The 26,970-nt window shown below is 73.1% G+C and carries 24 protein-coding genes; 18 read left to right on the forward strand and 6 right to left on the reverse strand.

The window, feature by feature from the left end; genetic code table 11:
* Positions 1-131 precede the first annotated feature (131 nt).
* Positions 132-305 (reverse strand): hypothetical protein, encoded by a 174-nt coding sequence (locus AB0J67_RS25485; protein ID WP_363485967.1) that lies wholly within the window; start codon positions 303-305, stop codon positions 132-134.
* Positions 306-554: 249 nt separating this feature from the next.
* On the opposite strand from AB0J67_RS25485, the gene AB0J67_RS25490 reads away from it, so the two are divergent.
* From AB0J67_RS25490 to AB0J67_RS25510, 5 genes are all read left to right on the forward strand, one after another.
* On the forward strand, positions 555-1,334 hold the full coding sequence (locus AB0J67_RS25490; RefSeq protein WP_363485968.1) for an electron transfer flavoprotein subunit beta/FixA family protein: 780 nt from the start codon (positions 555-557) through the stop codon (positions 1,332-1,334).
* A 15-nt stretch (positions 1,335-1,349) separates the two neighbouring features.
* Positions 1,350-2,306, forward strand: coding sequence for an electron transfer flavoprotein subunit alpha/FixB family protein (locus AB0J67_RS25495; protein WP_363485969.1), 957 nt, complete (start codon positions 1,350-1,352; stop codon positions 2,304-2,306).
* 128 nt (positions 2,307-2,434) lie between these two features.
* A complete protein-coding gene (locus AB0J67_RS25500; protein WP_363485970.1) occupies positions 2,435-3,598 on the forward strand; it encodes a cysteine desulfurase family protein in 1,164 nt (387 codons plus the stop codon).
* A 105-nt stretch (positions 3,599-3,703) separates the two neighbouring features.
* Positions 3,704-4,783 (forward strand): tRNA 2-thiouridine(34) synthase MnmA, encoded by a 1,080-nt coding sequence (gene mnmA, locus AB0J67_RS25505; RefSeq protein WP_363485971.1) that lies wholly within the window; start codon positions 3,704-3,706, stop codon positions 4,781-4,783.
* A gap of 79 nt (positions 4,784-4,862) precedes the next feature.
* Positions 4,863-5,882: a methionine synthase gene (locus tag AB0J67_RS25510; RefSeq protein WP_363485972.1), complete on the forward strand. Its 1,020-nt coding sequence runs from the start codon at positions 4,863-4,865 to the stop codon at positions 5,880-5,882.
* A 67-nt stretch (positions 5,883-5,949) separates the two neighbouring features.
* On the opposite strand, the gene AB0J67_RS25515 is transcribed toward AB0J67_RS25510, so the two are convergent.
* Positions 5,950-6,624 carry a winged helix-turn-helix transcriptional regulator gene (locus tag AB0J67_RS25515; protein WP_363485973.1) on the reverse strand — a complete coding sequence of 225 codons (675 nt, stop codon included), beginning with the start codon at positions 6,622-6,624 and terminating at the stop codon, positions 5,950-5,952.
* Positions 6,625-6,732: 108 nt separating this feature from the next.
* Between AB0J67_RS25515 and AB0J67_RS25520 the strand changes: the two genes are divergently transcribed.
* The 7 genes from AB0J67_RS25520 (at position 6,733) to gatA (ending at position 15,992) form a co-directional block, all read left to right on the forward strand.
* Positions 6,733-7,431, forward strand: coding sequence for an SDR family oxidoreductase (locus AB0J67_RS25520; RefSeq protein WP_363485974.1), 699 nt, complete (start codon positions 6,733-6,735; stop codon positions 7,429-7,431).
* Between the two features lie 87 nt (positions 7,432-7,518).
* Positions 7,519-8,523 (forward strand): ADP-ribosylglycohydrolase family protein, encoded by a 1,005-nt coding sequence (locus AB0J67_RS25525; protein WP_363485989.1) that lies wholly within the window; start codon positions 7,519-7,521, stop codon positions 8,521-8,523.
* Positions 8,524-8,689: 166 nt separating this feature from the next.
* Positions 8,690-10,774: an NAD-dependent DNA ligase LigA gene (ligA, locus tag AB0J67_RS25530; RefSeq protein ID WP_363485975.1), complete on the forward strand. Its 2,085-nt coding sequence runs from the start codon at positions 8,690-8,692 to the stop codon at positions 10,772-10,774.
* A 24-nt stretch (positions 10,775-10,798) separates the two neighbouring features.
* Entirely contained in the window at positions 10,799-11,749 is a 951-nt protein-coding gene (locus tag AB0J67_RS25535; protein WP_363485976.1) for a GNAT family N-acetyltransferase, read from the forward strand.
* A 190-nt stretch (positions 11,750-11,939) separates the two neighbouring features.
* Positions 11,940-13,982: an EAL domain-containing protein gene (locus AB0J67_RS25540; protein ID WP_363485977.1), complete on the forward strand. Its 2,043-nt coding sequence runs from the start codon at positions 11,940-11,942 to the stop codon at positions 13,980-13,982.
* A 229-nt stretch (positions 13,983-14,211) separates the two neighbouring features.
* Entirely contained in the window at positions 14,212-14,511 is a 300-nt protein-coding gene (gatC, locus tag AB0J67_RS25545; RefSeq protein WP_203750969.1) for an Asp-tRNA(Asn)/Glu-tRNA(Gln) amidotransferase subunit GatC, read from the forward strand.
* Positions 14,512-14,516: 5 nt separating this feature from the next.
* Positions 14,517-15,992 (forward strand): Asp-tRNA(Asn)/Glu-tRNA(Gln) amidotransferase subunit GatA, encoded by a 1,476-nt coding sequence (gene gatA, locus AB0J67_RS25550; RefSeq protein WP_363485978.1) that lies wholly within the window; start codon positions 14,517-14,519, stop codon positions 15,990-15,992.
* Positions 15,993-16,120: 128 nt separating this feature from the next.
* Here the strand turns inward: gatA and AB0J67_RS25555 are convergent, their stop codons facing one another.
* Positions 16,121-16,786, reverse strand: coding sequence for an aquaporin (locus AB0J67_RS25555; protein WP_363485979.1), 666 nt, complete (start codon positions 16,784-16,786; stop codon positions 16,121-16,123).
* Between the two features lie 304 nt (positions 16,787-17,090).
* Here AB0J67_RS25555 and gatB point away from each other — a divergent pair, with 304 nt between their 5' ends.
* On the forward strand, positions 17,091-18,584 hold the full coding sequence (gatB, locus tag AB0J67_RS25560; RefSeq protein ID WP_363485980.1) for an Asp-tRNA(Asn)/Glu-tRNA(Gln) amidotransferase subunit GatB: 1,494 nt from the start codon (positions 17,091-17,093) through the stop codon (positions 18,582-18,584).
* A gap of 131 nt (positions 18,585-18,715) precedes the next feature.
* Here gatB and AB0J67_RS25565 read toward each other — a convergent pair whose 3' ends face one another.
* Both AB0J67_RS25565 and AB0J67_RS25570 read right to left on the reverse strand, forming a co-directional pair.
* Positions 18,716-20,236 carry a metallophosphoesterase gene (locus AB0J67_RS25565; RefSeq protein WP_363485981.1) on the reverse strand — a complete coding sequence of 507 codons (1,521 nt, stop codon included), beginning with the start codon at positions 20,234-20,236 and terminating at the stop codon, positions 18,716-18,718.
* 19 nt (positions 20,237-20,255) lie between these two features.
* On the reverse strand, positions 20,256-21,377 hold the full coding sequence (locus AB0J67_RS25570) for a PQQ-dependent sugar dehydrogenase (protein WP_363485982.1): 1,122 nt from the start codon (positions 21,375-21,377) through the stop codon (positions 20,256-20,258).
* A 104-nt stretch (positions 21,378-21,481) separates the two neighbouring features.
* On the opposite strand from AB0J67_RS25570, the gene AB0J67_RS25575 reads away from it, so the two are divergent.
* The 3 genes from AB0J67_RS25575 to AB0J67_RS25585 all read left to right on the forward strand — a co-directional run bounded on the left by AB0J67_RS25575 (position 21,482) and on the right by AB0J67_RS25585 (position 24,521).
* Positions 21,482-21,988: a SigE family RNA polymerase sigma factor gene (locus AB0J67_RS25575; protein WP_363485983.1), complete on the forward strand. Its 507-nt coding sequence runs from the start codon at positions 21,482-21,484 to the stop codon at positions 21,986-21,988.
* Positions 21,989-22,049: 61 nt separating this feature from the next.
* On the forward strand, positions 22,050-23,483 hold the full coding sequence (locus AB0J67_RS25580) for a hypothetical protein (protein WP_363485984.1): 1,434 nt from the start codon (positions 22,050-22,052) through the stop codon (positions 23,481-23,483).
* Between the two features lie 114 nt (positions 23,484-23,597).
* The gene (locus AB0J67_RS25585) at positions 23,598-24,521 is read left to right on the forward strand and encodes a 2-hydroxyacid dehydrogenase (protein ID WP_363485985.1); all 924 of its coding nucleotides are present in this window, start codon (positions 23,598-23,600) and stop codon (positions 24,519-24,521) included.
* Positions 24,522-24,642: 121 nt separating this feature from the next.
* Here AB0J67_RS25585 and AB0J67_RS25590 read toward each other — a convergent pair whose 3' ends face one another.
* Entirely contained in the window at positions 24,643-24,999 is a 357-nt protein-coding gene (locus tag AB0J67_RS25590) for a PH domain-containing protein (RefSeq protein ID WP_363485986.1), read from the reverse strand.
* Between the two features lie 113 nt (positions 25,000-25,112).
* Here AB0J67_RS25590 and AB0J67_RS25595 point away from each other — a divergent pair, with 113 nt between their 5' ends.
* Together AB0J67_RS25595 and AB0J67_RS25600 are read left to right on the forward strand one after the other, a co-directional pair.
* Positions 25,113-26,198 carry an exo-alpha-sialidase gene (locus tag AB0J67_RS25595; RefSeq protein ID WP_363485987.1) on the forward strand — a complete coding sequence of 362 codons (1,086 nt, stop codon included), beginning with the start codon at positions 25,113-25,115 and terminating at the stop codon, positions 26,196-26,198.
* Complete coding sequence (locus tag AB0J67_RS25600; protein ID WP_363485988.1) at positions 26,198-26,884, forward strand: MoaD/ThiS family protein; 687 nt, start codon at positions 26,198-26,200, stop codon at positions 26,882-26,884. Before AB0J67_RS25595 ends, AB0J67_RS25600 begins: the two co-directional genes overlap by 1 nt.
* The last annotated feature ends 86 nt before the right edge of the window (positions 26,885-26,970 follow it).

Below are 26,970 nucleotides of genomic sequence, written 5' to 3' on the forward strand. Positions count from 1 at the left end.
CCGTCGGCGCCGCCGAGGACCTGAGCATGGAGTTCCTCGGCTTCGACAAGCCCGCGCCGGCTCCGATCGCGAATTCGTCATCCAGATAGGCCAACGTCTATGGCAAAACGGGTCGGCCCCGCGTGGTCGGTTCAGTACGCCGGGTTCCAGAGGTCGCGGATCGAGTCGCGTACGCAGTCGTCGCGCAGGCGGCCGCAGGTGCACAGGTGCTCGTCGGGCTCGGGCTGCCGGTGGTGCTCCGCCCCGGGCGGGTCGCCGGTGTCGGTGACGGCGGCTTCCGGCAGGGGTGCGGTTTGCGTGGTCATGTCGTGACACCTCCTGCTATGCAGGACTCTACGGGATGGGCCCCATGACGGGGTGACGTCTGTCACTATTGCCGCCCGTCATGGCGGGTAGATGGATGGCGGCAATAAATTACTCGTCAGTAACCAGCGGTGGACCGGCAAAAGTGGCAACGTCCACAGCCGGTCGAGCTTGACCCGCGACGCGTCAGGCGACAGCCTTGCGGCGAGGGCATGAACGTCCGTTCAACTCAGGAGGGTCGTCAGAGCGCGATGAAGATCGTCGTACTTGTCAAGCAGGTGCCGGACTCCGGCGCCGAGCGCAACCTGCGCGCGGACGACAACACCGTCGACCGCGCCTCGGCCAACAACGTCATCAACGAGATGGACGAGTACGCCATCGAGGAGGCGCTGCGCCTGCAGGAGGCGCACGGCGGCGAGGTGACCGTGCTGACGATGGGTCCGGAGCGGGCGACCGAGTCGATCCGAAAGGCGCTGTCGATGGGCCCGGACGGGGCCGTGCACGTGCTCGACGACGCCCTGGCCGGCACCGACGCGCTCGGCACCAGCAAGGTGCTCGCCGCCGCGATCAGCGCGCTCGCGCCCGACCTGGTCATCGCCGGCGCGGAGTCGACCGACGCCCGCGGCCAGGTCATCGCGCACATGCTCGCCGAGCGGCTGGGCTACGCGGCGCTGACCGGCGCCCGCAAGCTCACCGTCGAGGGCTCGCGGCTGACCGTCGAGCGCCAGACCGAGGAGGGGTACGAGGTCGTCACGGCCGCCACCCCCGCGATCGTCAGCGTGTGGGACACCATCAACGAGCCGCGCTACCCGTCCTTCAAGGGGATCATGGCGGCCAAGAAGAAGCCGGTGGACACCAAGTCGCTGGCCGACCTCGGCGTCGACGCGGGCGAGGTGGGCTGGGCGGGCGCCGCCACCACCGTGCTGTCGCACAGCAAGCGTCCCCCGCGCAGCGCCGGCCAGAAGGTCGCCGACTCCGGTGAGGGTGGCGTGGCGCTGGTCGAGTTCCTGTCGTCCGAGAAGTTCGTCTGAGAGGCGTGCCGACAAATGGCTGAGGTTCTGGTAGTCGTCGAGTCCTCCGGCGGCACGGTCAAGAAGGTCACGCTGGAGATGCTGACCCTGGCGCGCTCGCTCGGCGAGCCCGCCGCGGTGGTGCTGGGCGCGCCCGGCGCGGCCGCCGGTCTGGTCGACAAGCTCGGCGAGTACGGCGCCACGAAGGTGTACGCCGCCGAGAGCGACGACATCGACAACCACCTGGTGGCGCCGAAGGCCACCGCGCTCGCGCAGCTCGTCAAGAGCGTGTCGCCCGCCGCGGTGCTGATCGGCTCCACCCAGGAGGGCAAGGAGATCGCGGGCCGGCTCGCGGTCAAGCTGGACAACGGCGTGCTGTACGACGCGGTCGAGCTGGCCGCCGACGGCACCGCCACCCAGGTCGTGTTCGCCGGCTCGACCATCGTCAAGTCGAAGGTCACCAAGGGCCTGCCGCTGGTCACCGTGCGGCCGAACTCGCTCACGCCCAGCCCCGCCGCGGCCACGCCGTCGGTGGAGCAGGTCGACGTGGCGCTGTCCGACGCCGACAAGCTGGCCGTGGTGACCCAGCGGGTGGCCGAGGCCAAGGGCGCCCGCCCCGAGCTGACCGAGGCGTCGATCGTCGTCTCCGGCGGCCGCGGCGTCGGCTCGGCGGAGAACTTCAAGGTCGTCGAGGAGCTGGCCGACCTGCTCGGCGCGGCCGTCGGCGCCTCGCGCGCCGCCACCGACTCCGGCTTCTACCCGCACGCGTTCCAGGTCGGGCAGACCGGCAAGACGGTGTCCCCGCAGCTCTACGTCGCGCTGGGCATCTCCGGCGCGATCCAGCACCGGGCCGGCATGCAGACCTCGAAGACCATCGTCGCGGTGAACAAGGACACCGAGGCGCCGATCTTCGAGCTGGCCGACTTCGGCGTGGTGGGCGACCTGTTCCAGGTCGTGCCGCAGGCCGCCGAGGAGATCCGCAAGCGCCGATAGGCGTACGTCGCGACGAGGGCCCGGCAGGTCGCCCCTGCCGGGCCTTCGCGCGTCATCGATCCCTGCCCCGCGAACGGCGTACGCCTGGGGCACGTGTAAGCACCGTTACGGCTAGGCTTGGCGGCGAGATGGCCTACCTTGATCACGCGGCGACCACGCCCATGCTGCCCGAGGCGCTGGACGCCTACGTCGCCACCGCTCGCGAGGTCGGCAACGCGTCGTCGTTGCACGGCCCGGGCCGTGGTGCCCGCCGCCGGGTGGAGGAGTCGCGCGAGCGCATCGCCGCCGTGCTCGGCGCCCGCCCGTCCGAAGTCGTCTTCACCAGCGGCGGCACCGAGAGCGACAACCTGGCGCTGAAGGGGATCTACTGGGCCCGCCGCACCGCCGACCGGCGCCGCGTGCTGGCCGGCGCGGTCGAGCACCACGCGGTCACCGACGCGGTGCAGTGGCTGGCCGACCACGAGGGCGCCGAGATCACCTGGCTGCCCGTGGACGGCACCGGCCGGGTGCTGCCGGAGGCGTTTGCCGAGGCGCTGGGCGACGACGTAGCCATCGCCACGGTCATGTGGGCGAACAACGAGGTCGGCACCGTGCAGCCGGTCGCCGAGCTGGCCGGGCTGGCCGCGGCCCGGGGCGTGCCGATGCACACCGACGCGGTCCAGGCCGTGGGCCAGGTGCCGGTCGACTACGCGGCGGCCGGGGTGTCCGCGCTCACCGTCAGCGGCCACAAGCTGGGCGGGCCGCTCGGCGTCGGCGCGCTGGTGCTGGGCCGGGACGTGGCCTGCACGCCGCTGCTGCACGGCGGCGGCCAGGAGCGCGACGTGCGCTCCGGGACGCTGGACGTGCCCGCGATCGTGTCCTTCGCCGTCGCGGTCGAGCACGCGGTCAAGCACCAGGAGCAGCACGCCCAGCGGCTGTCGGCGCTGCGCGACGAGCTGATCGCGCGGGTACGCGCTGCGGTGCCCGACGCGGCGCTCAACGGCGCCGCGCCCGACGTGCCCGGCGCGCGGCTGCCCGGCAACGCGCACTTCGGCTTCCCCGGCTGCGAGGGCGACGCCCTGCTGCTGCTGCTCGACGCGCAGGACATCGCGGTCTCCACGGGTTCGGCCTGCTCCGCCGGCGTCGCCCAGCCCTCCCACGTGCTCCTGTCCATGGGCGCCGACCCGCCCGCCGCCCGCTCCTCCCTGCGCTTCACCCTCGGCCACACCAGCACCCGCGCCGACGTGGACGCGCTGATCGCGGCCCTGCCCGCCGCCGTGGACCGCGCCCGCCGCGCCGGCACCTCCCGCTGACCGCCAGATCGTCGATCATGAAGTTGTGTCGCCGACACGCCGCTGACCCGTGACATAAGTTCATGATCAACGGGGGTGGGGGGTGGGGGCGGGTAGGCTGTGGCGGTGCGTGTTCTAGCGGCGATGTCGGGCGGGGTGGACTCGGCGGTGGCGGCTGCCCGGGCCGTGGCGGCCGGGCACGACGTCACCGGGGTGCATCTGGCGCTGTCGCGTAATGCCGCGACGCACCGGACCGGGGCGCGGGGGTGCTGCACCAAGGAGGACGCGCACGACGCGCGCCGGGCGGCCGACGTGCTCGGCATCCCGTTCTACGTGTGGGACATGGCCGAGCGCTTCCACGAGGACGTGGTCTCCGACTTCGTCGCCGAGTACGCCGCGGGGCGTACGCCCAATCCGTGCCTGCGCTGCAACGAGAAGATCAAGTTTGCCGCGGTGTTGGACCGGGCGCTCGCCCTGGGCTTCGACGCGGTGGTCACCGGCCACCACGCCCGCCTGGGCGCCGACGGTCTGCTGCGCCGCAGCGTCGACCTGGCCAAGGACCAGTCGTACGTGCTCGCGGTGCTCAACCGGGAGCAGCTCGACCACTCGATCTTCCCGCTCGGGGACTCGACCAAGGAGCAGGTGCGCGCCGAGGCGCACGCCCGCGGCCTGGCCGTCGCCGACAAGCCCGACTCGCACGACATCTGCTTCATCGCCGACGGCGACACCCAGGGCTTCCTGCGCACCCACCTGGGCAGCGAGCCCGGCGACATCGTCGACGCCGCCAGCGGCGAGGTGCTCGGCAGGCACGACGGGGCGTACGCGTACACCGTCGGCCAGCGCAAGGGCCTGGCCCTCGGCCGGCCCGCCCCCGACGGCCGCCCTCGGTACGTGCTGTCGATCACGCCGGTCACCAACACCGTCACCGTCGGCCCGGCCGAGGCGCTCGAGGTGTCGCAGATCGACGGCGCGCGCACGGTGTGGACCGCGGGCGATCCGCCCACCGGCCCCGTCGAGTGCGAGGTGCAGCTGCGGGCGCACGGCCGGCCCACGCCCGCCGTCGTCGAGCTCGACGGCGCCGCCATGAGCGTCCGGCTGCGCCGCCCGGAGCGCGGCATCGCCGCGGGCCAGGCCGTGGTCGCCTACCGGCCCGACCCGGCCGGTGACATCGTGCTGGGCAGCGCCACCATCACCACCGCGTCGTGACCCGCCGGCCCGTGGGCCGAGGACACGCCGGATACCGCACCATGAGCGCGCCGTACGGCGCACATCGGGGAGAGCTGACATGACGGAGCCCGTCGCACCGCTGTGGCCCGCCGGATCGGCGACCGGTATCGGCTCGCTGCCCGGCACCGACATCGCCGAGGCGGTGAAGTTCACCCTCGGCGAGCTGCCCGAGCTGCCGTACCTGCCGGAGCTGCCCGCCCGCGGCCCCGGCGCCGACATGATCGGCCGCAGCGCGGGCCTGCTCGTGGAGTTCCCGGTTGAGCTCTACACCGGCCGGTGGCGCGTGGCCGGGGGCGCCGGCCGGGAGCTGCGCCGGGCGTACGACCTGCGCGAGCGCGACCTGGACCAGCTCACCGAGCAGGCCGAAGGGTTCACCGGCACGCTGAAGGTGCAGTCGGCCGGGCCGTGGACGCTGGCCGCCTCGATCGAGCTGGCGCTGGGCGAGGCCGTGGTATCCGACCACGGCGCCGCCCGCGACCTCGCCGGCTCGCTCGCCGAGGGCCTCAAGGGGCACGTCGCCGAGGTGCGCCGCCGGGTGCCCGGCGCGAACGTGCTGCTCCAGCTCGACGAGCCGTCGCTGCCCGCGGTGCTGGCCGGGCGCGTGCGCACCGCCAGCACGCTGCACACGTACCGCTCCGTCGCGCCGTCCACCGCGCGCGACACGCTGTCGTCGGTGATCTCCGCCGCCGGGGTGCCGGTGGTGGTGCACTGCTGCGCGCCCGACGCCCCGCTCGCCCTCCTGCGGGAGGCCGGGGCGGCGGCGCTCGCGCTGGACCTGGACCTGGTCGGCGTCGGCGCCGAGCGGCTCGACGCGCTCGGCGAGGCGATCGACGCCGGGTTGGGGCTGTTCGCGGGGGTCGCCCGGACCACGCCGCCGGCGAACGGGAAGCGGCCGGACGCCGCCGCACTGGCGGACCGCGTCCGGCGCCTGTGGCGCGACCTCGGGTTCGCCGACGAGCTGCTGGCGCAGCGCGTGGTGGTGACGCCCACGTGCGGGCTGGCGGGAGCGTCGCCCGCGTACGCCCAGGCGGTCCTCAAAGCCTGCCGCGAAGCCGCCCGCCGCCTCACCGATCAGTAGGCCCACCCGCCCGCGCCCCCCGCTCCGCGCCGCACCCACCGCGCAGCTCCGCGCTGGGCTGGGTGCCTTACGGGCGCGCGGGGGTCGGCTCGGGTAGGTGGAGTACGCCGAAGGCGTGGGCCAGCAGGGCCGGGTCGCCGGTGACGGTCACCGTGTCGCCGGCCAGGGCCGCCGCGGGGCTGAGCGTGCCGCGGGTCAGGGCGTCGAAGGCGGCCAGGTCGCAGGTGACCGTGAGGTCCGCGGGCACGGGTGCCGGGCCGGAGCGGGCGTGCACCGCGCCGTCGTCGGCCGTCACGTGGAACACCTCGTCGCCGACGTGGAACTGGTACGTCTCGCGTAGCCCGGCGGTGGCCTCCGGCGGGGCGTGTTCGGCGAGGTAGAGCGCCATGAGGTCGGCGCGGGCGGTGGCCGGGTCGACCTCGTCGTCGAGCGGCAGCCCGGCACCCCAGGCGGCGAGTTCGGCCAGCAGGGGCCGCAGCCGCTCGCCGTACGCGGTCAGCTCGTAGGCGCGCACGTCGGCGGCGGCCGGCAGGGCGCGCCGGGTGACCACGCCGCTGCGTTCGAGGAGCTGGAGGCGTTCGGCGAGGCGGTTGGTGCCCATGGCGGGCAGCAGGCCGAGCAGTTCCTTGAACCGCTTCGGGCCCAGCAGCAGCTCGCGCACGATGAGAAGGGTCCACCGCTCGCCGAGGACGTCGAGCGAGCGGGCGATCGGGCACATCTGGCCGTAGCTCCGCTTGGGCATGGATCGAGCATACCTTTCGCATGGTGCGAGCTATATGATTCGTATCTCAGGACGACCGCTATATTCTTCGTATAGCTTGGCTGGTGAGAGACCCACCAGGAGGCGAGCATGAAGATCGAGGGTTCCGTGGCGCTGGTGACCGGCGCCAACCGGGGGCTGGGCAAGGCGTACACCGAGGCACTGCTGGCACGCGGGGCGGCGAAGGTGTACGCGACCGCCCGCGACGCCGCGTCCATCACCGATCCGCGGGTGGTCGCGCTCCGGCTCGACGTCACCGACCCGGCGTCGGTGGCGGAGGTCGCGGAGCAGGCGAAGGACGTGCAGCTGCTGATCAACAACGCGGGCATCGCGACCGGCGCGGGTGTGCTCGACGGCGACGAGGCGCTGCGCCGCGAGATGGAGACCAACTACTACGGGCCGGTACGCGTCGCGCGCGCGTTCGCGCCGATCCTGGCGGCCAACGGGGGCGGCGCGGTGGTGAACATGCTGTCCGCGCTGTCCTGGCTCAGCCTGCCCAACACCGCGGGCTACTCCGCGTCCAAGGCGGCCGCGTGGGCGGCGACGAACGCGTTGCGGCTGGCGCTGCGCGAGCAGGGCACGCTGGTGACCGCCGTGCACGTCGGCTACATCGACACCGACATGGCCGCCCATGTGGACGGCCCGAAGGTCGCGCCCGGCGACGTGGTGGCGCAGGTGCTCGACGCCGTGGCGGCCGGGCAGCACGAGGTGCTGGCCGACGACACCAGCCGCCGGGTCAAGTCGGGCCTGTCCGGCGACCTGCGCAACATGTACCCGGCCCTGACCTGACCCCCGCTGCCGGTCGCGGCAGGCGTCCGCCCGTGGCCGTGAGAGCGGCCCGGGCGGGTGCGGGTGGTCTTGCGGCGGGGTGGAAGACTGCCGCGGGTGACGGTGACTGACGCGGCCAGCGGGTCGCTCTTCGGGTTGGCGTACGGCGACGCGCTGGGCAAGCCGACCGAGTTCCGCAGGTATGACCAGATCACGGCCGAGCACGGCCCCGGGGGGCCGCGCGAGCTGCCCGAGCCCGCGCTGGTCACCGACGACACGCAGATGGCGCTCGCGGTGGCGTGGGCGCTGCGCGAGGCCGCCGCGCCCAGCCCGCAGGAGCTGGAGCCGCTGCTGCGCGCCAGGTTCACGGCCTGGGCGAAGAGCCCGGAGAACAACCGCGCCCCCGGCATGACCTGCCTGAACGCGTGCGCGAACCTCGCGGCCGGCATGCCCTGGCAGCGGGCCACCGTCGCCGGCTCCAAGGGCTGCGGCGCCAACATGCGGGTGACGCCGGTCGGGCTGGTGGCGGCGTACGACTTCGAGACGCTGGCCGGGATCGCGCAGCTGCAGGCGGGCCTGACGCACGGCCACCCGACGGGCCTGGCCGCCGCCGAGCTGACCGCGCTGGCCGTGCGGCTGCCCCGCGACGGCGTGCCGCTGGCCGACCTGCCCGGCCTGCTGCGCGACCGCTGCGCCGAGCAGCGCACGGTGTACCGGGAGGACTGGCTGGGCGACCTGTGGCAGCGGCCCGGGGTGACCAGCCCGGCGGAGTTCATCGCGCGGGGCTGGGACGAGTGCGCCGACGCGCTGGACCGGCTGGTCGCCGCGCTCGGCCGGCCCGACTCCGGCGGCGACGTGTGCCAGGAGACCGGCGAGGGCTGGGTCGCCGAGGAGGCCCTGGCCTCGGCGCTGCTGGCGGCGCTGCGGCACGCCGACGACCCGGTGGCCGCGCTCGGCCGGGCCGCCGCGACCGGCGGCGACTCCGACTCGATCGCCTGCCTGGCCGGTGCCTTCCACGGCGCCGCGGCGGGCATGGCGATCTGGCCGGCCGCCTGGGCCGAGCGCATCGAGTACGCCGACCAGCTCGCCGCGCTCGGCGCCGCCTGGGACTGAGGCTCGGCGCCGCAGGGCTGACGCTCGGCGCTGCCGGGGACTGACCGGACGGACCGTCGCGGTGGACTCCGGCGCTGCTGGGCGAGGCGACGGTCCGGCGGAGCGGACCCAAGCGGGCACGCGGGGCGCGGCTCGCGGTGTCGGTGGTTGCGGTTACCGTGCACGGGTGACCAGTGAGGTAACCGACAAGGTCCGGACGCGGTACGCCGAGCTCGTGGCCAAGATCAACGACGCGCAGCACCGCTACTACATCGACGACGCGCCGACGCTGTCCGACGCCGCCTACGACGAGTTGATGCACGAGCTGGAGGCGCTGGAGCTGGAGTTCCCCGAGCTGGTCTCGCAGGACTCGCCGACGCAGCGGGTCGGCGCGGGCGAGTGGCTCGGCTTCGCCGCGGTCGACCACGCCGAGCGGATGCTCAGCCTCGACAACGCGTTCAACGACGACCAGCTCGCCGCCTGGGCCAACCGGGTCGAGCGGGACGCGGGCGCGCCGGTGCGCTACCTCTGCGAGCTGAAGATCGACGGCCTCGCGGTCAACCTGACCTACGAGAAGGGCCGGCTGACCCGGGGCGCGACCCGCGGCGACGGCCGCACCGGCGAGGACGTCACCGCCAACGTGCGCCGCATCAAGGGCATCCCGCACCGGCTCGCGGGTGACAACCCGCCGGACCTGGTGGAGATCCGCGGCGAGATCTACTTCCCGGCGCAGGCCTTCGCCGACCTCAACGCGGCCCAGGTCGCGGCGGGGGAGCGGACGTACGTCAACCCGCGCAACGCGGCCTCGGGCTCGCTGCGGCAGAAGGACCCGTCGATCACCGCCAAGCGGGCGCTGGAGCTGATCGTGCACGGCATCGGCGCCCGCACCGGCTTCGAGCCGACCAGCCAGTCGGACGCGTACGCGCAGCTCAAGGCGTGGGGCCTGCCGACCAGCCCGCGCTGGCGGGTGGTCGACTCGCTGGACGAGGTGAAGGCGTACATCGCCGAGTACCAGGCGCACCGGCACGATCTGGAGCACGACATCGACGGCGTCGTGGTCAAGGTCGACGACGTGGCCGAGCAGCAGAAGCTCGGCAACACCAGCCGCGCCCCGCGCTGGGCGATCGCGTTCAAGTACCCGCCCGAGGAGGTCAACACCAAGCTGCTCGGCATCGAGGTGAACGTGGGCCGCACCGGCCGCGTGACGCCGTACGCGGTGCTGGAGCCGGTGTTCGTGGGCGGCGTGACGGTCACCAGCGCGACCCTGCACAACCAGCAGGAGGTCGCCCGCAAGGGCGTGCTGATCGGTGACACCGTGGTGATCCGGCGCGCGGGCGACGTGATCCCCGAGGTGCTCGGCCCGGTCGAGGCGCTGCGCGACGGCAGCGAGGTCGCCTGGACGATGCCGGAGACCTGCCCGTCCTGCGGCACGAAGCTGGCCCCGTCCAAGGAGGCCGACGTCGACCTGCGCTGCCCGAACGCGCGCCACTGCCGCAAGCAGGTGGTCGAGCGCATCATCTACCTCGGTGGCCGGGACGGGTTCGACATCGAGGGCATGGGCGAGAAGGCCGCCATCGCGCTGGTCGACGGCGGCGTGGTGACCAACGAGGGCGACCTGTTCACCCTGGACGAGGAGCTGCTGGCCAAGGCGCCGTTCTTCCTGAAGAAGGACGGCACGCTGTCCACCAACGCGGGCAAGCTGCTGACCAACCTGGAGAAGGCCAAGCAGCAGCAGCTGTGGCGGGTGCTCACCTCGCTGTCCATCCGGCACGTCGGCCCGACGGCGGCGCGGGCGCTGGCCGACCACTTCAACGACGTCGAGAAGATCGCCACCGCGTCGGTCGAGCAGATGTCGGTGGTCGAGGAGGTCGGCGGCACCATCGCCGAGGCCGTGCGCGAGTGGTTCGCCGTCGACTGGCACCGCGAGCTGGTCGACAAGTGGCGGGCCGCGGGCGTGCGGATGGAGCAGGAGCCGGTCGCCGACACCGGCCCGAAGCCGCTGGACGGCCTGACCGTCGTGGTCACCGGCACGCTGGAGGGCCACTCCCGCGACGAGGCGGGCGAGGCGCTCACCGCGCTCGGCGCGAAGGTGTCCGGCTCGGTGTCGAAGAAGACCAACTTCGTGGTCGTCGGCGAGAACGCCGGGTCCAAGCTGGACAAGGCGATCTCGCTGGGCGTGCCGACGCTCGACGAGCCCGGCTTCGCGATCCTGCTGGAGCAGGGCCCGGAGGCCGCCAAGGCGTACGCCGACGCGCGCCGGGAAAACGGGTAGACGGGTGATCTAGCGTCGGCGGCGATGACGACGCATACGCCAGACCTCGAAATCCGTGCCCTGCTCCCCGGCGAGCAGGACCTGTTCCTGGACTACCCCCACCCCGCGACGCCCGGGGTGGGGCTGGAGTCCCGCCGCTCCTGGGCCGAGACGCTGGCCGAGGGCCACTACCGTCCCGAGTGGAGCTGGGTGGCCCGGCGGGGCGGGCGCACCGTGGCGCGCTGCGCCTTCTGGGGTGTCCCGGACGCGGCGCGGCCGTACAGCCTCGACTGGTTCGAGCTCGGCCGGGACCCGGACCGGCGCGAGGTCGGCACGGCACTGCTGGCGGCGGCGCTGCGCGAGGTGCGCACCGCCGAGGGGGCCCGCCCGGAGTACCACCTCTTCCTGCCGCCGGGCTGGCGGGAGGACGGCGGCGTGCGCGCGGCCACCGACGACCGGCTCGCCGCGGCGTACGCCGCCGGGTACGAGCCGTTCATCGAGCGCTTCAACTACACCTGGACGCCGGCGGACGGGCTGCCCGCCCGCTCGTCGCGGCTGGTCTTCCGCGAGGTGGACGACGCGGCGGCGACGGCGGTCTGCCGCGCGGCGGCCGAGGGCACGCTGGACGGGTACACCGCCCGGGACGTGGCCCGGCACGGGCTGGACGCGGCGGCCCGCCGCATGGTCGAGGAGCTGGCCGAGCTGCCCTCGCCGCGAGATTGGTGGCGCGCGGCGTACACCTCGGGCGGCGACCTCGTCGGCCTGATCGTGCCGGCGCGCAACCCCGCCCGCGCGGTGGTCGGTTTCATCGCGGTGGTGCCCGCGCAGCGGGGCAGCGGCTACGTCGACGACCTGCTGGCCGAGACGACGGCGATGCTGGCGGAGCGGGGCGCGGCGGAGATCGGCGGAGACACCGACCTCGGCAACCGCCCGATGGCGGCGGCGTTCGCCCGCGCCGGCTACCGCAACACCGCGATCCGCGTCGTGCTCCAGTGAGGACGCACAGATATATACGCGTAGTTGCATGATTCTTACGGAGGGTGACCGGAGAATAGGTCAAACAATCACATCTTCGTCACACGCCAACGCGGAGAGTGGTCTCGGGCGTTTTCGGGCTTAGAGTGAAAGTGACCAGCCGCGATGTGCGGGCGGCGCGGTTGCGTCCATCGGTCTCGGGAAGGTGTCCATGGCGGCCACACCCCATGCGCTGCAGGCACATCGCAATCGCGTGCCCGCGGAGCGGCGGCGGTCGTTCGGCGCGTACGTCATCGCGATCACCGTGGCGGCGGCGGCCTTCACCGTGCGTGACCTCACCCAGCTGCCGGCGGTGCTGGAGCAGGCCACCCTGGGCTTCTGGCTGATGGCCGCGCTGGCCGTCGCGGGCGACGCGCTGCCGGTGACGCTGCCGGGCCGCTGGAACACCTCGGCCATCTACCCGTCGATCTGCTTCACCTTCGCGATCATGATCGATTCCGGCCTCGCCGCCGCCGTGGTGGTGCAGGGCGTCGCGGTCGCGGTGGCGTCGCTGCGGCTGCGGCACGCGACCTGGCGGGCCGTGTTCAACCTCGCCCAGTACGCGCTCGCGTTCGGCTTCGCGTACGTGACGCTGCACCTGATCAGCGGCGGCGCGGTGCCGGGGCTGCTCGCGCTGGTCGCCTCGGCGCTGGCCTGGTTCACGGTGAAGTACCTGACCACGGCCGTCGCGATCTGGCTGCGCGACGGCGGCTCGCTGCTGCCGATCATCATGGGCCCGCTGGCCAACGAGGCGCTGAGCACCGGCGCGCTGCTGATGCTCGGCCCGGTCATCGCCGCGCAGACCGAGGTCGCCCCGCAGCTGGTCCTGGTGCTGATCCTGCCGCTGCTGGCGGTGCGGCGGCTGTCCATCATCACGGCGGAGCAGCGGCACCTGGCCAACATCGACACCCTCACCGGGCTGGCCAACCGCAAGGCCCTCATCGGCGAGGTCTCCGCCGCGGTCGCCGGGCACGCCCAGCGCGCCGTGCAGGGCGCCCCCGACAGCCGGTTCGGCCTGCTGCTGCTCGACCTCGACCGGTTCAAGCACGTCAACGACTCGCTCGGGCACGAGGTGGGCGACCGGCTGCTGATCGCGGTCGGCGATCGGCTGGACCGGGTGCTGCGCCCCGGCGACCTGGTCGCGCGGCTGGGCGGCGACGAGTTCGCGGTGGTGGCCAAGCGCCTCGACGGCCCCGACGGGGCGCGCGCGCTCGCCGAGCAGATCGAGCAGATGCTGACCGCCCCGGTGGTGCTGGACGGGATGCCCCTCGACGTCAGCGGCTCCATCGGCGTCGCGCTCTACCCCGACCACGGCACCGACTTCGCCACCCTGCTGCGCCACGCCGACGTCGCCATGTACGCCGCCAAGCACGGCGGGGACGGGGTCGCCGTCTACAACCCCGACGCCGACCACAACTCGCCGCAGCGGCTGTCCCTGCTGGCCGATCTGCGGGCCATGCTCGGCCGGTCCGACCGGGGCGGGCTGCGGCTGTTCTACCAGCCCCAGGTCGAGATCACCACGGGCGAGGTGGTCGGCGTCGAGGCGCTGCTGCGCTGGCAGCACCCCACCCGCGGCCCGGTCAGCCCCGACGAGCTGATCCGCGTCGCCGAGCCCAGCTCGGTGATGCGCCTGCTCACCCGGTGGGTGATCGAGGAGGCGGTGATCCAGCTCGCCACGTGGCACGCATCCGGGCTGCAGGTGCGCATGGCCGTCAACGTCAGCGTGCGCGACCTGCACACCGGCGCGATCGTCGAGCAGATCGAGGACCTGCTCCGCCGCTACGACGTCGAGCCGTACCGGCTGCAGCTGGAGATCACCGAGAGCGCGCTGATGGCCGACCCCAACCGGGTGCTGGCCACGCTGACCCGGCTGCAGCTGCTCGGCGTCGGCATCGCGCTGGACGACTTCGGCACCGGGTACTCGTCCCTGCAGCACCTGCGCCGGCTGCCGCTGTCCGAGGTGAAGATCGACCGCTCGTTCGTGCTGGCCATGGCCGACGACCCGGACGACCTGGTGATTGTACGGTCGATCATCGAGCTGGCCGGGGCGCTCGGGCTGCGCGTGGTCGCCGAGGGCGTCGAGGACGAGCGCGCCTGGCGCCTGCTCCAGTCCGCCGGCTGCGAGGTCGCCCAGGGCTGGTTCTACGCCCGCCCCCTGCCCCCCGACGAACTCGCCGACTGGCTCTCCCGCACCACCCTGCCCGCCCTGTCCTGACCGCCCCGCCCCGCGGGGCGCAAGATCCGCCGATTTGCCTGGCAGATGGGCGTATCTTGGGCGCCCGTACGCCCATGTGCCTGGCAAGTCGGGCGATCAAGGGCGGCGGCGGGTACGCGCAGGGGCGCTGCGAAAGGCGCCACCGGTGACAAATAGACTCGCTACGGGCGCGGAGCGTGTGCCACCCTTCGCGCTGTCCCGAGTTCGCCGTTATGTCTAGGGGGCAGTCATGGCCGCCATCTCCCGCGAGGAGGTCGCGCACCTCGCGCGCCTGTCGCGGCTCGCCGTCACCGATCAGGAGCTGGACCGCTTCGCCGGCCAGCTCGACGTGATCCTGCAGTCGGTGGCGCGGGTCGGTGAGGTCGCCGCGGACGACATCCCGCCGACGTCGCACTCGGTGCCGCTGGTCAACGTGCTGCGCGAGGACGTCATCGTCCCCGGCCTGACCACCGCCGAGGCCCTGTCGGGCGCGCCGGACGCCGCCGAGGACCGCTTCCGCGTCCCCCAGATCCTTGCGGATGAGGAGTGACCCCCATGAGTGATCTGATCAAGCTGACCGCGGCCGCCCTGGGCGAGAAGATCGCCGCCGGTGAGGTCTCCGCGGAGGAGGTCACCCGCGCCCACCTGGACCGCATCGCCGAGGTCGACGGCCGGGTGCACGCGTTCCTGCACGTCGACAGCGAGGGCGCGGTCGAGGCCGCGCGCGCCGTGGACGCCAGGCGCGCGGCGGGGGAGAAGCTCGGCCCGCTGGCCGGGGTGCCGATCGCCATCAAGGACGTCATCGCGACGAAGGGCGTGCCCAGCACCGCCGCCTCGAAGATCCTGGAGGGCTGGCGGCCGCCGTACGACGCGACCGTGATGACCCGCATCCGCGAGGCCGGCATGGTCATGCTCGGCAAGACCAACATGGACGAGTTCGCGATGGGCTCGTCGACGGAGTACTCGGCGTACGGCCCGACGTACAACCCGTGGGACCTGACCCGCATCCCGGGCGGCTCCGGCGGCGGCTCGGCGGCGTCGCTCGCGGCGTACGAGGCCCCGCTGGCCATCGGCACCGACACCGGCGGCTCGATCCGCCAGCCGGGTGCGGTGACCGGCACCGTCGGCGCGAAGCCGACCTACGGCGGCACCTCCCGCTACGGCCTGATCGCGTTCTCGTCCTCGCTGGACACGCCCGGCCCGTGCGCGCGCACCGTGCTCGACGCCGCGCTGCTGCACGAGGTCATCGCGGGCCACGACCCGCGCGACTCGACGTCGATCCCGATGCCGGTGCCGGACGTGGTGGCCGCGGCCCGCCAGGGCGCGACCGGCGACCTGACCGGCGTGCGCGTCGGCCTGGTCAAGGAGTTCAGCGGCGAGGGCGCCGAGCCCGGCGTCATGGCGGTCTTCCGCGACACCGTGGAGGCGCTGACCAAGCTGGGCGCCGAGGTCGTCGAGGTGTCCTGCCCGCACTTCCAGTACGCGCTGCCGGCGTACTACCTGATCGCGCCGAGCGAGTGCTCGTCGAACCTGGCCCGCTTCGACGGCGTCCGGTTCGGCCTGCGCACCGGTGACGACGGCCGCAACTCCCTCGAAGAGGTCATGTCGCTGACCCGCGAGGCGGGCTTCGGCGACGAGGTCAAGCGCCGCATCATCATCGGCACGTACGCGCTGTCGTCGGGCTACTACGACGCCTACTACGGCCAGGCGCAGAAGGTGCGCACGCTGATCACGCGCGACTTCACCAGCGCCTTCGAGCAGGTCGACGTGCTGGTCTCGCCGACCACCCCGTTCACCGCGTTCGAGCTGGGCGCGCGCACCGCCGACCCGTACCAGATGTACCTGGCGGACCTGTACACGATCCCGACGAACCTGTACGGCGGCCCCGGCATCTCGGTGCCGGCCGGCCTGTCCGACGGGCTGCCGGTGGGCCTGCAGATCATGGCGCCGACCATGGCCGACGACCGGATGTACCGGCTCGCCGCCGCGGTCGAGTCGACGGTGGGCACCTTCACCCCGCCCGCGCTCTGACGAGCTGACGAGTCGGCGCCCTCCGCATGGCGGGGGGCGCCGACTCGCGTCTGAGGAGACGTCAGCGTTTCACTTCACCTGTTCCGGGATGTGTCCACGTCCCGGAACAGGTGGGCGGGGCGGGAGAGCTAGGCGGCGGACGCCTTGAGGCGCGGGTAGAGCAGACCGGCCAGCACGGCGCCGAGCGCGCCGGAGACGGCGAACACCCAGATGTCGGACCAGTCCGCCGCGCCGCCGGCCAGGGTGAGCGTGAGCTCCGGGCCGAAGGTGCGGGCGAAGTTGAGCGAGGCGCTGGTGACCGCGGCGATGGCGAGCGTGCCGCCCGCGTACGCCAGGCCGACGCTGATGCCGGAGCGCTCGCCGTCGCCGGCCGCGAACATGACGCAGGCCAGCACGAACACGGCCAGCGCCTCGGCGACGATCGCCGCGACCAAGCCCATGCCCGAGCTCGCCGACTCGGCGAGGCGGTTGGCGCCGAGCCCGGCCTGCACGCCGTTGTCGCCGTAGCAGAGCCACATGAGCAGGCCGCCGACGAAACCGCCGACCAGCTGCGCCACGATGATCACTGCCGCGCCGGCCCAGTCCAGGCTGCCGCGGACGGCGGCGGCGAGGGTGAGCCACGGGTTGAAGTGCCCGCCGAAGATCCACGCGGCGGCGGCCGCGGCGATCATCAGGCCGATCGCGCCGGCGAGCAGCGGCCCGCCGCCCACGAGCAGGGCACCCACACCGAAGAAGACCAGAACCGCTGTGCCGAGAACCTCGGCGGTGAGGCGGGACAGCGTTGCGGAACCCATCATGCACCTCCCTGTGCATCGATGAGGGAAAGAACGTCTCGCGGAAACCGGCAGGCCGGGGTAGGGGTGACCGGCCGGGCGCGGCGCGTTCTCAGGGTGCATTCAGGATCGGGCCGCGATGATCGGCGCACAACGACGAATGAATGAATAGGGGGTCGTTCGATCAGCTCATGTTGTGACGTACGCCACTACTCTTGTCATGATCGATGCGTATGGGGGCGCGATAACCCGGTGTGGGGCGGCCGGGGCGGGCTACTAGGCTGGTGGTTGTTTTGTCCGCCCACAGCAGCCTGGAGCGTAGGAGATGAGCACTCACGTGCTGCCCACCTTCGACGAGGTGACCTCCCGGTACGAGCCGGTCATCGGCCTGGAGACGCATGTCGAGCTGGGCACCCAGACCAAGATGTTCTGCGGCTGCCCCACCGTCTTCGGCGGCGACCCGAACACCCAGGTCTGCCCGGTCTGCCTGGGCCTGCCCGGCAGCCTCCCGGTGGCCAACCGCGCCGCGATCGAGGCGACCATCCGCATCGGGCTCGCGCTCAACTGCACCATCGCGACCTGGTGCCGGTTCGCCCGCAAGAACTACTTCTACCCCGACATGCCGAAGAACTTCCAGATCAGCCAGTACGACGAGCCCCTGTGCGCCGACGGCTACCTCGACGTCGAGGTCGACGGCGAGCTGGTGCGCATCGGCATCGAGCGGGTGCACCTGGAGGAGGACACCGGCAAGACGCTGCACGTCGGCGGCGCCACCGGGCGCATCCACGGCGCGACCGAGTCGCTGGTCGACTACAACCGGGCCGGCATCCCGCTCGTCGAGATCGTCACCAAGCCGGTGCCCGGCATCGGCGCCCGCGCCCCGGAGGTCGCCAAGGCGTACGTCGCCGAGCTGCGTGACGTCATCCGCACCCTGGGCGTCTCGGACGTGCGCATGGAGCAGGGCTCGATGCGCTGCGACGTCAACACCTCGCTGAACAGGCCCGGCGAGGAGTGGGGCACCCGCACCGAGACCAAGAACGTGAACTCGCTGCGCAGCGTCGAGCGCGCGGTGCGCTCGGAGATGCTGCGCCAGGCCGCCGTGCTCGACGCGGGCGGCACGATCACGCAGGAGACGCGGCACTTCCACGAGGACACCGGCGACACCACGTCCGGCCGCTCCAAGGAGACCGCGACCGACTACCGGTACTTCCCCGAGCCCGACCTGGTGCCGCTGGCGCCCGAGCCGGCCTGGGTCGAGCAGCTCAAGGCGGCCCTGCCGGAGCTGCCCCGGGTGCACCGGCAGCGGCTCAAGGCCGAGTGGGGCCTGTCCGACCTGGACATGCAGTCCATCCTCAACGCGGGCGCGGTCGAGCTGATCGAGCGCACCGTCGCCGCCGGCGCCTCGCCCGAGGCGGCCCGCAAGTGGTGGCTGGGCGAGCTGTCCCGCAAGGCCAACGCCGACGGCGTCGAGCTGGAGTCGATCGGCGCCACCCCGGCGCAGGTCGCACAGCTGCAGAGCCTGGTCGAGTCGGGCAGGCTCACCGACAAGCTGGCCCGCCAGGTGCTGGAGGGCGTGCTGGCCGGCGAGGGCGACCCGGCGGCGATCATGGCCGCCCGCGGCCTGGAGGTCGTCTCCGACACCGGCGCCCTGACCGCCGCCATCGACGAGGCCATCGCCGCCAACCCCGCGGTCGCCGACAAGATCCGCGCCGGCAACCACGCCGCCGCGGGCGTCCTCATCGGCGCGGTCATGAAGACCACCAAGGGCCAGGCCGACGCCAAGACCGTCCGCGAGCTGGTCCTCGCCCGCCTCAGCTGACCCACGAAAGGAAGGGCACCTTCTTAACGCTATGCGTATAGGAAGGTGCCCTTCTTAACGCTTCCCCCACGGGCACCCGCTCACCCGCCTGGACGACGCCCGCGGGGTCGGCCAGGCCGACCGGACGCCGGTCAGCGGGTCCGGGTCGGCGACGGGCCGGGCGAGCCGCCGGGGGCGGCGGCCGGGTCGGCGGACTCGTCCTCGACCACATGCCGCGACAGGGCCACCTCCGCCAGGCCGGTGCCGCCGACGGTGATGTCGTCGTACGCCATCAGCATGCGGTTGTCGTCGAAGTAGAGCACCGACATGGTCAGCGGCGTCGGCTTGTCCCCTTCGAGGCCGCGCAGGCCCGCGCCGCCGGTCGAACCCTGCACCATCAGCATGGTCTGGTCGTCGCCGAGCTTGCGCACCTCGCGGTGGTGCATGTGCCCGGCCAGCACCACGGGGCTGTACCCGGCCAGCGGCCCCGCCGACACCGGGTCGTGCACCAGGGCCAGGTCGACCATCTCGCCGGGCTGCTTGCCGATGGTGTCGGCGAGCCGGTCGCCGACGCCGATGACCCGCTCCACGCTCTGCTTGGACTGGCCCTCCCCGGCGGGCTCCATCGCCTTGTCGGGGGTGAACCGGGGGTCGCCGATCCCGGCGATGCTCAGCCCGGCCACGTCGACCACCCTGTTGTCCAGCACGATCGCGTTGGGCTGCGCGGCGACGGCGGCCTGGGTCACCGCCGAGTCGTGGTTGCCCCGGACGAAGACGTACGGCACCTTCAGCAGCGCGATCGAGGCGACGAACGCCTTCTCCGGCTCGCTGCCCCAGTCGGTGATGTCACCGGTGTCGACCACCACGTCGATGTGGAAGTTGTCCACCACGGTGCGGATCACGCCCCACGCCGCCGGGTTCAGGTGCAGGTCCGAGACGTGCAGCACGCGCAGGTTGTCGTCCTCGGGTGAGTACACCGGCAGGTTCTGCACCGTGGCGTAGAGGTTGCCGACGTTGCTCACCAGCTTCTGCAGCTGCGCGGCGTACTCGTCGTAGCGGTCGGCGATGCGCTGCGCGTTGCCCATCACCGACGGCGCGTTGGCCAGCAGGCCCTGGTATCGCGGCTCACGCAGCGCGCCCGGGTTGAACGTGCCGAACGCGGCCCCGAACGCGCTCGCCATCACCACCAGCGCCAGCCCGCCGGACCAGGCGACCCGGGACGTACGCCGGTACACCAGCGCCGCCAGCAGCATCGCGGCCAGCACGGCGACGGCCGTGGTGCGCAGCACCAGCCGCGTCACGCCGGCGCGCACGTCGTCGACGGCGGTGCGGCTCGCCGCGGTGATGCCGGCCGGGTCGGTGATCAGCGCCTCGGTGCGGGCCCGGTCCAGCGCGTCCAGGCGCACCATCAGCCGGGCCGGGCCGTCGTGGCTGTCCAGCTGCAGCGAACCCAGCGGCGGCAGGACGACCTCGGTGTCGCCGTACAGCGAGGGCGTGACGGCCATCGTGGCGCGGAACGGGCCCACGTCCACGCCCGTGGCTCCACAGAGGTAGAGCCCGAGCGCCAGCCCGGCGACGGATACGGCGAGCACTCCCGTCGCAGCGCCGATGCGCCGCCAGGGGATGCGCCCGAACAACGCCGGCGGCCGGGCCCAATGCGGCAACCGAGTCATCGCCCCATCATGCCCGCCGTCACGCGGGAGCGAGCGTTATGGCGAGAATCCGATCATCGGAGTCGATCGGGTCGCCGCGCCCGTCGTGGTTGCTGGTGAGCACCCACACCGTGCCGTCGGGCGCCGTGTGCGCGTCGCGCAGCCGCCCGTACTCGCCGGTCAGCGCGGCGACCGGCTTGCCGCGCAGCACGCCGTCCGGGCCCGCGGGCAGCAGCCACAGCCGCTCGCCGCGCAGGCAGGCCGCGACCAGCACGTCCCCGGACATCGCCGCGCCGGAGCAGGACGCGTCGTCGGTGTGCCAGGCCGCGACCGGGTCGACGTAGGCGCCCTCACCGGCCGCGCCCTCGACCTCCGGCCAGCCGTAGTTCTTCCCCGGCTCGATGCGGTTGATCTCGTCCCAGGTGTTCTGCCCGAACTCGGTGGCCCACAGGTGGCCGCCGGAGTCCCAGGCGATGCCCTGCACGTTGCGGTGACCGTAGGACCAGACCAGCGTGCCGTACGGGTTGCCCGGCGCCGGCTTGCCGTCGGGCGTCATGCGCAGGATCTTCCCGCCGAGGCTCTTCAGGTCCTGCGAGTTGCCCCGGGTCGCCGCGTCGCCGGTGGTGGCGTAGAGGAAACCGTCCGGGCCGAAGGCGAGCCGGCCCCCGTTGTGGATGCCGGAGATGGGGATGCCGGTGACGATCGGCTCCGGCCGCCCGCCCGGCTTCCAGCGCACGACGCGGTTGTCGTCCTCGGTCGTGTAGTAGAGGAACACCGTCTGGTCCTGCGCGTACGTCGGCGACACGGCGATGCCGAGCAGGCCGCCCTCGCCGTTGGAGTCCGCTTCGCGGATCACGCCGACCTCGGTCACCGTCGGCTTCGCGCCCGCGGAGACCTGCACCACCCGCCGGGTGTCGCGCTCGGTGACCAGCGCCGAGCCGTCGGGCAGGAACGCCACGCCCCACGGCGCCCGCAGGCCGGTGACGAGCGTCTTCACGTCCGCGACCCGTGGGCTGAGCGCCGGGGAGCCGGACGGCTGCGCCGCGGGCAGCGTCGGGGCCTGCGAGGCCACCGTGTCGGGCTCGTTGGCGGAGCAGGCGGCGGTGAGCGCGAGGGCGGTGACCGCCGCGGCCAGCCCGGTGACTACCCGGTGCGAAGACATGCGACCCAGCCTAACGCCGTGGATTGTGCTCAACTACTGCCTCGATTCTCTCAACCTGCGCCCCCCAAACCGCGTCGGGAAGGGCGACGGAAAGGAGGAGCCGTATGGCGGACGAGGGGTTCCGTGAGTTCGTGCAGCTGCGCTACGGCGAGCTGCTGCGCACGGCGTACCTGCTCACCGGCTCGACCCATGCTGCCGAAGATCTCGTGCAGTCGGCGCTGCTGAAGGCGTACCGGCGCTGGGACCTGGTGGACGAGCCGATGGCGTACCTGCGCCGGGCGCTGGTCAACCAGCGCACCAGCGTGTGGCGCCGGATCGGCTCCCGCGAGCTGCTCACCGGCGTGCTGCCGGACCGGGGGAGAGCAGACGGGAGTGCCGCGCACGCCGAACGCGACGAGCTGCTGGCCGCGCTGGCGAGACTGCCGGTGCGGATGCGGGCGGTGCTGGTGCTGCGGTACTGGGAGGACATGTCCGAAGCGGACACCGCCGCGCTGCTGGGCTGCTCGGTGGGTTCGGTGAAGGCGCAGGCCAGCCGCGGGCTGGCGCGGTTGCGGGAGGTGCTGCGCCCGGAGCCCCGGCGCGCGGGCGAGGTGGCGGAGGTGATCGCGTGAGCGGGCGCAGTGTGACGTGCGGCGGGACGCACGCCGCCGGCGGGCGAGGAGAGGAGCAGGCATGAGCGAGCGTGAACTGATCGAGGGCCTGACCCGGCTGGCCGACCCGGTGGTGCCGGGCGCGGACCCGTACGGCCGGCTGATGGCGCGCCACCGGCGTGCCCGCCGCACCCGGGTCGCGGGCTGGAGCACCGCCACGGTGGTCGCCGTGGTCGCGGCGCTGCTCGGGCCGATCGCCATCCAGGGTGCGGCGATCCCCATGTTCGGCGGCCCCTCGGGTGCGCCGTCGGCCCCGGCCGAGACGACCCCGGGACAGCCGCTGACGCCATGGGTCACCGAGCTGCTGCAGGCGCCCACGTACGGCTCGCTGAGCGGTGACGCGGACTTCCTGCGGCAGCTGCGCGAGCTGCTGGCCGACCGCACCTCCGACACGGTGCCGGGCGGGCAGATCGCGATCCTGTTCGCCGGAGACGTCGGCGAGCACCGGTTCGTCATCGCGGTCCGGCACAGCAGCACCCACTTCGTCACCCTGGAATTGGCCGACCGGGCCGGGGCGAGCATCGAGCAGCTCGGCGCGGAAGGCACCGGAGAGGTCCAGCGCAACAGGATCGCGGTGACCACGGACGGCACCCGGCCGTTCCTGGCGGCGGCGGTCGAGTCGTGGACGTCCACCGGGAAGCGGCGGACGGTGGCCGGGGTGGCTCCGCCGAGCTGCCTCATCGAGGTGGCCGACGCCTACCGCCGGCCGGTGGCCTGGAAACCGGCACCGGCGGGCCACGTGACGAGCACGGACCTGGACGAGTGGGTCCGGATCACCTGTGCGGGTGTGATCCGCTACCAGGGCCCAGCCGACGCGAACGGCGGGCGCATCGTCATGGCGCCGCTGAGCGAGGCCGATGTCGACGCGGCTCTGGCCGGCGCCCGCGGCGAGGTAGACCGCGAGCGCGCGAAACAGTACCTGCAGCGCGGTGACGCGGCCCGCCCCAGCGGCCCGTCGCGGCTGCTGTACATGCACCGCATCGGCACGGGCCCCCAGGCGGAGGCCGCCTACTACGTGACGGCGACCCCGATGCGCGACGGCGCCTGGAACGTCACCATCGGCGCCGACGAGGTTGGTGCCACCGGATTCACCACCGGTGCCGACCTCGGCGCCGCCGACACCGTGCTGGCTCTGGAGATCGGCTGGCTGGAGCGGGCCGAGCAGGGCGGCGAGAGGGTGTACGTCGGTGGTCCGGAGGCGGCGGTGCCGGTGCCGTTCCTGGTGCTCGCGCCCCGCACCGCGACCACCGTGCAGGTGCTCGACGACCGGGGCCGGGTGCTGCAGACAGCGCCGCTGACCGACGGTGTCGGCCGGGTCTACCTGACCAAGCCCTCCCGGCTGCGGGCGCTCGGCGCGTCCGGAGCCGTGCTCGGCACCGGCCAGGCCCCGCCCCCGCCACTGCCCCCCGGCTCCAACGCCGTCCCCGCCCTCGAACACATCTCCAACTGGCCCTGACGAAAGGAAGGGCACCTTCTTAACGCTGTGCGTAGAGGAAGGTGCCCTTCTTAACGCTGCGGCGACGGCAGGTCGGGTGCTGCGGTGGAGATCGGCGGCGGCTAGCGTGGGGGCGTGCGGATGTGGATCGCCCATGAGGCCGGACGTGAACTGCTGGACCCGCTGCCCGCGGGCGTCGAGCTGGCGGTGCTGCCCAAACCGGACGCCGAGCTGCCCGGCGACCCGGCCGAGGTCGAGTTCTGGGTGCCGCCGTTCCTGAGCAGCGGTGACGTCGTCGGCCTGGCCTCGCGGATGACCTCGCTCAAGGTGGTGCAGCTGATCACCGCGGGCGCCGACGCCTGGGTGGGCCGGCTGCCCGAGGGCGTGACGCTGTGCGACGCGCGCGGCGTGCACGACTCGCACACCGCCGAGTGGGTGGTCGCCGCGATCCTGTCCTCGCTGCGGCGCTTCGACTACTTCGCCCGCGCGCAGGCCGCCCACCGGTGGGCGTACGCCGAGGTCACGCCGACCGACGAGCTGGGCGGCAAGCGGGTGCTGATCGTGGGCGCGGGCTCCATCGGGGCGGCGGTCGCGGCGCGGCTGGCCCCGTTCGAGGTCGATCTGGCGTACGTCGCCCGCACCGCGCGCGACGGCGTGCACGGCGTCGACGAGCTGCCCCGGCTGCTGCCGCAGGCCGACGTGGTGGTGCTGCTGGTGCCGCTGACCCCGCAGACGCGCGGGCTGGTCGACGCCGGCTTCCTGGCCGCGATGGCCGACGGGGCGCTGCTGGTCAACGCCGCCCGCGGCCCGGTCGCCGACACCGCCGCGCTCACCAAGGCGCTCGCCTCGGGGCGGATCAGCGCGGCGCTGGACGTCACCGACCCCGAGCCGCTGCCCGCCGGGCACCCACTGTGGGACCTGCCGAACGTCCTGATCACGCCGCACGTGGCGGGCTCGGTCAAGGGCCTGCTGCCGCGCGCGTACCGCCTGGTGAACCAGCAGCTGCACCGCTACCTGGCCGGCGAGACACTGGAGAACCAGGTCCACGACGGCTACTGACGCCGGTCCCGTCCCGGCGCGTGACTGCACTTTCCCCGAAACTGCAGCTTCGCCGGGACGGGTGCCTGCACTTTCCCCGAAACTGCGCCTCAGCCGGGCGGGGGTCTCGCTGGGGGGTGGGTCAGGCCGAGGTGAGGGACTGGCCGGCGGCTGCGACGAGCTTGGGCAGGTCGGCGGGGCGGACGGCGGTCAGCCGCAGGGCGTTGCCGTCGGTCAGCACCGCCACGACGTGCTTGTCGCCGTCCGCGCGCAGCTCGGCGACCTGCGGCCAGAGCACGATCCGGCTGCCCAGCAGGGCGCGCACGCGCAGGCCGCGCTCGTTGACGTCGGTGCCGGCCGTCCACGCCCAGACCGCGACGGCGACCGGCACGACCAGCACGAGCGGCCAGAACCCGCCCTGCGCGGCGAGGGGGATGCCGCCGAGGGCGGCGATCAGTGCGGCGACGCCGGCGGCGGCGGGGTGGCGGAAGCGGGTCACCGGCCGATTGTTCCACGTAGTCTTTTGTGTCGGACGTCACGGGCATACTGGCCCGCGGCGTTCGGTGACTGTCGAACACCCGAGTGACTCCTGAGACAGAAGCGAGGTCGACGATGACCGTTCTGCTGCTCATAGGCACCGCCAAGGGTCTGTTCCTGGCTCGCCGCGACCGCGTCGGCGACTCCTGGGACATCTCCGTGCCGCAGTTCCCGATGACCGCGGTGTACGCCGTCGGCATCGACACCCGCCGCGCCACGCCGCGCCTGCTGGCCGCGGTGGACAGCTCGCACTTCGGTCCGAGCGTGGCCACCAGCGACGACCTCGGTGCCTGCTGGCGCGAGCCCGACCATGCCCCCGTCGCGTTCCCGCAGGACACCGACACCGCGCTGGGCCGGGTGTGGGCGCTGCAGCCGGGCTCGGCCGCCGAGCAGGACGTGGTCTGGGCCGGCACGCAGCCCTCCGCGCTGTTCCGCTCCACCAACGGCGGCCTGTCGTACGAGCTGGTCCGCAGCCTGTGGGACCACCCGCACCGCACCGAGTGGGGCGAGGGCTTCGGCGGCCAGGCCATCCACACGATCCTGCCGCACCCCACCGACGCGCAGCGGGTCCTGGTCGCGATGTCCACCGGCGGCGTCTACCGGACCACCGACGGCGGGCAGACCTGGCACCCGTCCAACAACGGCATCAAGGTCAGCTTCCTGCCGGACCCGTTCCCGGAGTTCGGCCAGTGCGTGCACAAGGTCGCCCGCGACGGCGAGGACCCCGAGCGCCTCTACCTGCAGAACCACCACGGGGTGTACCGCTCCGACGACGACGGGCAGACCTGGTCGTCGATCGCGGAGAGCCTGCCCAGCGACTTCGGCTTCGCGATGGTCGCGCACCCGCGCCGCGGCGGCACGGCCTGGAACTTCCCGATCACCGCCGACGCGCTGCGCTTCCCGGTCGAGAGCAAGTGCCGCGTCTTCCGCACCACCGACGCGGGCAAGACCTGGACCCCGCAGTCGTACGGGCTGCCCACCGCGCCGTTCTACCCGTCGGTGCTGCGCGACGCGATGTGCGCGGACAACGGCGAGCCCGCGGGGGTGTACTTCGGCAGCCGGACCGGCGAGGTGTTCGCCAGCGCCGACGAGGGTGACAGCTGGGCGCTGGTCGCCGCGCACCTGCCCGATGTGCTGTGCGTGCGGGCGGTCCGGCTCTGATGGTCACGGTGCTGGTGCCGGGCGCGCTGCGGACCGAGGTCGGCGGCGAGTCCAAACTCGAGATCCAGGCGGACGGCACGCTGCGCGCGGTGCTCGACGAGGTGGACCAGCGCTGGCCCCGCCTCGGCCGGCGCATCCGCGACGAGCGCGGCGAGCTGCGCAGATACGTCAACGTGTACGTCGACGGGGAGGACTGCCGGGTGCTGTCGGGTCAGGAGACGCCGGTCGCCGGTGGCGCGGAGGTCCAGGTGCTGCCCAGCGTGGCGGGCGGCAGCGTGGCCGAGCAGGCGCCGCCGCTCGACGGCGACCGCATCCTCGCCGACAACTTCGCGCCCTGGGTGCGGGAGCTGGGCCTGACCGTCGAGGAGACCGGCGCGGACTGGGCGACGCTGCGGCTGCCGTGGTCGGACCGGCTCGCCCGGGAGGGCGGGGCGCTGAGCGGGCAGGCGCTGATGGCGGCGGCGGACACGGCGACGGTGATCGCGGTCAGCGCGGCACGGGGCGGGTTCGTGCCGATGACGACGGTGCAGCTGTCAACCACGTTCCAGCGGCCGGTGCTGGGCAGCGACGTGCTGGTCACGGCACGGTTGACCAAGATCGGGCGGACCATGGCGTTCGCCGACGTCACGATGACCGCCGAGGGCCGGCTGGTGGCCCAGGCCACGACGGTGTACGCCCTGCTCTGAGCGGGCTCGCTGGCCCGCTCCACTTTTCGCATAGACGTTGGCCTATCTGGATGACTTCGATCATGGTTTTGTCATCCAGATAGGCC

It is taken from the genome of Catellatospora sp. NPDC049609 (assembly GCF_040675365.1).
Classification (GTDB): domain Bacteria; phylum Actinomycetota; class Actinomycetes; order Mycobacteriales; family Micromonosporaceae; genus Catellatospora.